Origin of the sequence: Phyllobacterium sp. (assembly GCF_037994425.1) — a bacterium.
Taxonomy (GTDB): domain Bacteria; phylum Pseudomonadota; class Alphaproteobacteria; order Rhizobiales; family Rhizobiaceae; genus Phyllobacterium.
Genome location: NZ_JBBNAM010000230.1, coordinates 1 through 4,814, shown reverse-complemented (window position 1 = coordinate 4,814; position 4,814 = coordinate 1). Strand labels below are relative to the sequence as shown.

The window sequence follows — 4,814 nt, the reverse complement described above, 5'->3', positions numbered from 1 at the left end:
CGGAAGAATGGGCAAAGACGCTGCCGGGTCCGCTTTATGTGGTCAAGAGCCAGATTCATGCGGGCGGTCGCGGCAAGGGCAAGTTCAAGGAACTTGGCCCGGACGCGAAGGGTGGCGTTCGCCTCGCGCGTTCTGTTGAGGAAGTGGTTGCGAACGCCAAGGAAATGCTCGGCAACACGCTGGTTACCAAGCAGACCGGTCCAGCAGGCAAGCAGGTCAATCGCCTCTACATCGAAGACGGTGCCGATATCGAGCGCGAGCTTTATCTGTCGATCCTGGTAGACCGCTCCGTCGGACGACCGTCCTTCGTCGTTTCGACCGAAGGCGGCATGGACATCGAGGCAGTCGCGCATGATACGCCGGAGAAGATCATCACTGTTGCCATCGATCCTGAAAAGGGCGTGACAGCGGATGACGTCGCCAAGATCAGCGACGCCTACGGCCTCACCGATGAGGCGCGCAAGGATGGCGAGACGCTCTTCCCGGCGCTTTACAAGGCGTTCACCGAGAAGGACATGAGCCTGCTCGAGGTCAATCCGCTGATCGTCATGAAGGATGGCCGCCTGCGCGTTCTCGACGCCAAGGTTTCGTTCGACGGCAATGCCCTCTTCCGCCGCCCGGACGTTGTCGAACTTCGGGATATTTCCGAAGAAGACGACAAGGAGATCGAGGCGTCGAAATACGACCTCGCCTATGTCGCCCTCGACGGCAATATCGGCTGCATGGTAAACGGCGCCGGTCTTGCCATGGCGACGATGGATATCATCAAGCTTTACGGTGCTGAGCCGGCTAACTTCCTCGACGTCGGCGGTGGCGCCAGCAAGGAAAAGGTCACGGCGGCCTTCAAGATCATAACCGCCGATCCGGCAGTCGAAGGCATCCTGATCAACATCTTCGGTGGCATCATGAAATGCGATGTCATTGCCGAGGGCGTGATTGCGGCGGTCAAGGAAGTCGGACTCAAGGTTCCCCTGGTGGTCCGCCTAGAGGGCACGAATGCCGAGCTTGGCAAGAAGATCATCAACGAAAGCGGCCTCAATGTTACATCGGCCGACGACCTCGATGATGCAGCACAGAAAATCGTCAAGGCGGTGAAGGGAAACTAAGGCATGTCTATTCTTGTCAACAAAGACACCAAGGTTCTCGTCCAGGGCCTCACCGGTAAGACCGGCACTTTCCATACCGAACAGGCGCTCGCCTATTACGGCACGCAGATGGTTGGCGGCATTCATCCGAAGAAGGGTGGCGAGACTTGGGAAGGCAAGCTGCCGACCGGCGCCGGCGCCCAACTGCCGATATTCGCATCGGTTGCCGAGGGCAAGGACCGCACCGGCGCCAACGCCTCGGTGATCTACGTTCCGCCAGCAGGTGCAGCCGAAGCCATCATCGAGGCGATCGATGCAGAAATTCCGCTCATTATCTGCATTACCGAAGGCATTCCCGTCATGGACATGGTCCGCGTCAAGGCGCGCCTCGACCGCTCGACTTCGCGCCTGATCGGCCCGAACTGCCCTGGTGTGCTCACTCCCGAGGAATGCAAGATCGGCATCATGCCGGGCAACATCTTCAAGAAGGGTTCGGTGGGTGTTGTATCCCGCTCCGGGACACTGACCTATGAGGCAGTGTTCCAAACGACGAACGAAGGTCTTGGCCAGACGACGGCCGTCGGCATCGGCGGCGATCCGGTCAAGGGTACGGAGTTCATCGATGTCCTGGAAATGTTCCTTGCTGACGAAGCGACCAAGTCGATCATCATGATCGGCGAAATCGGGGGCTCGGCCGAGGAAGATGCAGCGCAGTTCCTCGCAGACGAGGCCAAGCGTGGCCGCAAGAAGCCGATGGCCGGCTTCATTGCCGGGCGTACGGCTCCTGCGGGCCGCACGATGGGGCATGCCGGCGCGGTGATTTCCGGCGGCAAGGGCGGCGCTGAAGACAAGATTGCGGCCATGGAGGCGGCGGGTATCCGCGTTTCTCCTTCACCGGCGCAACTGGGCAAGACGCTGGTCGAGGTCCTGAAGGGCTGATCCGCGGCTAGGCGTCAGTGCCTGCGACAGAAACTAAGGATTGGGGCGGTCTCCGCCCCGATCAATCCTCGGGGCCGAGCGGCCTCAACCCAGAGTGTCACCGGCAAAGAAGGCCAGGCGAACTCGCACCAAGGGAGACGGAGTCGGTACTCCGGTCACAAATATGGCACGTCAAGAACAGGCCAACGACATCTTCGCACTCACCTCATTCCTCTATGGCGGCAATGCGCACTATATCGAGGAACTGCATGCGAGCTATGAAAAGGATCCGGCATCGGTCGGATCGGAGTGGCAGGAGTTTTTTGCCAATTTGAATGACAGCAAGGACGATGTCATCAAGAACGCCAAGGGCGCGTCCTGGGAAAAGTCGAACTGGCCGATCGCCAGCAACGGCGAACTTGTTTCCGCCCTCGACGGCAATTGGGGCGAAGTCGAAAAGCGTATCACTGACAAGCTGAAGGCGAAGTCCGCGAACGGTGCCGCAACCGCGTCGAATGGCGCCGCTGCGCCTGCCATGACCGCTTCGGACAGTGAGATCATTCACGCGGCGCGCGATTCCGTCCGCGCCATCATGATGATCCGCGCCTACCGCATGCGCGGCCACCTGCATGCCAAGCTCGATCCGTTGGGGCTTGCCGAGGTGAAGGAAGACTACAACGAGCTTTCGCCCGAAAGCTATGGCTTCTCGCCCGCTGACTACGACCGCAAAATCTTCATCGACAACGTGCTGGGTCTCGAATATGCGACGATCCCGCAGATGCTCGACATTCTGAAGCGGACCTACTGCTCGACGATCGGCGTCGAGTTCATGCACATTTCCGATCCCGTGGAAAAGGCCTGGATTCAGGAGCGCATCGAAGGACCGGACAAGGGCGTCGCCTTCACGGTCGAAGGCAAGAAGGCAATCCTTTCCAAGCTCGTCGAGGCCGAAGGTTTTGAGCAGTTCATCGACGTCAAATACAAGGGCACCAAGCGTTTCGGGCTCGACGGCGGCGAAGCACTCATTCCGGCACTCGAGCAGATCGTCAAGCGCGGTGGGTCCATGGGCCTGAAGGAAATCGTCCTCGGCATGGCGCATCGAGGTCGCCTCAATGTGCTCAGCCAGTTTATGGGTAAGCCGCACCGGGCGATCTTCCACGAGTTCAAGGGTGGCTCCTATACGCCGGACGACGTCGAAGGTTCGGGCGACGTGAAGTACCACCTCGGTGCCTCGTCGGACCGCGAGTTCGACGGCAACAAGGTGCACCTATCGCTGACTGCGAACCCATCCCATCTCGAGATCGTCAATCCGGTCGTCATGGGCAAGGCACGCGCCAAGCAGGATATTCTTGCGGGACGCGAGCGCGACGAAATCGTACCGCTCTCCGAGCGCTCCAAGGTGATGCCGCTGCTGCTTCACGGCGATGCGGCCTTTGCCGGCCAGGGCGTCGTTGCCGAATGTCTTGGCCTCTCCGGCCTGCGCGGGCACCGTGTCGCCGGCACAGTTCACTTCATCATCAACAACCAGATTGGTTTCACCACCAATCCGCGCTTCTCGCGCTCGTCGCCCTATCCATCCGACGTCGCGAAGATGATCGAGGCGCCGATCTACCACGTTAATGGTGATGATCAGGAAGCGGTCGTCTACGTTGCCAAGATCGCCACCGAATATCGCATGACGTTCCACAAGCCCGTGGTCATCGACATGTTCTGCTACCGGCGCTTTGGTCACAATGAAGGTGACGAACCGGCGTTCACGCAGCCGATCATGTACAAGAAGATTCGCAGCCAGAAGACGACGGTTCAACTCTATGCGGCCAAGCTCATAGAAGAAGGCCTCATCACCGAAGCCGATCTTGAAAAGACGCGCGCGACATGGCGCGAGACGCTGGAGCAGGAGTTCGACTCCGGTCAGGCCTATAAGCCCAACAAGGCCGATTGGCTCGATGGCGCCTGGAGCGGGTTGCGGACTGCCGACAATGCCGATGAGCAGCGGCGCGGCAAGACCAGCATTCCGGTCAAGACGCTGAAAGAGATCGGCAAGAAGCTTTCGGAAGTTCCGGCTGGCCTCAATGTCCATCGCACGATCCAGCGCTTCCAGGACAACCGCGCCAAGATGATTGAAACGGGCGAAGGTTTCGACTGGGCGACGGCCGAAGCTTTGGCATTCGGCTCTCTGGTCACGGAAGGTCACCCAGTGCGCCTTTCCGGCCAGGACGTTGAGCGTGGTACGTTCAGTCAGCGCCATTCGGTCCTCTATGACCAGGATACCGAACAGCGCTATATCCCGCTTAACAATCTGCAAAAGGGGCAAGCGCTCTACGAAATCATCAATTCGATGCTGTCGGAAGAAGCGGTGCTCGGTTTCGAGTATGGCTACTCGCTCGCCGATCCGCGCGCCCTGACACTGTGGGAAGCGCAGTTCGGCGACTTTGCCAATGGCGCACAGGTCGTGTTCGATCAGTTCATCTCCTCAGGGGAGCGCAAATGGCTGCGCATGTCAGGTCTCGTGTGCCTGTTGCCGCACGGTTATGAAGGTCAGGGACCGGAGCATTCCTCGGCACGCCTCGAGCGTTATCTGCAGCTCTGCGCGGAAGACAATATGCAGGTCGCGAACTGCACTACGCCGGCGAACTACTTCCACATTCTGCGCCGCCAGATGAAGCGGGACTTCAGAAAGCCGTTAATTCTCATGACGCCGAAGTCGCTGCTGCGCCACAAGCGGGCTGTTTCGTCGATCGGCGATTTCACGGGAGAATCCTCGTTCCATCGCTTGCTGTGGGACGATGCCCAGTTGCTCAAGGATCAGCC

3 protein-coding genes are annotated in these 4,814 nt (G+C 59.5%); all 3 read left to right on the top strand.

Going from position 1 to position 4,814, the window contains the following annotated elements:
- Positions 1 to 1,106: ADP-forming succinate--CoA ligase subunit beta (gene sucC / locus AAAB35_RS16080; protein WP_340669300.1), on the top strand; the 1,106-nt coding region annotated here is incomplete at its 5' end.
- A 3-nt stretch (positions 1,107 to 1,109) separates the two neighbouring features.
- Complete coding sequence (sucD, locus tag AAAB35_RS16075) at positions 1,110 to 2,024, top strand: succinate--CoA ligase subunit alpha (protein ID WP_340669299.1); 915 nt, start codon at positions 1,110 to 1,112, stop codon at positions 2,022 to 2,024.
- 163 nt (positions 2,025 to 2,187) lie between these two features.
- Positions 2,188 to 4,814 (top strand): 2-oxoglutarate dehydrogenase E1 component (locus tag AAAB35_RS16070; RefSeq protein WP_340669298.1); only part of this gene is annotated, 2,627 nt, incomplete at its 3' end.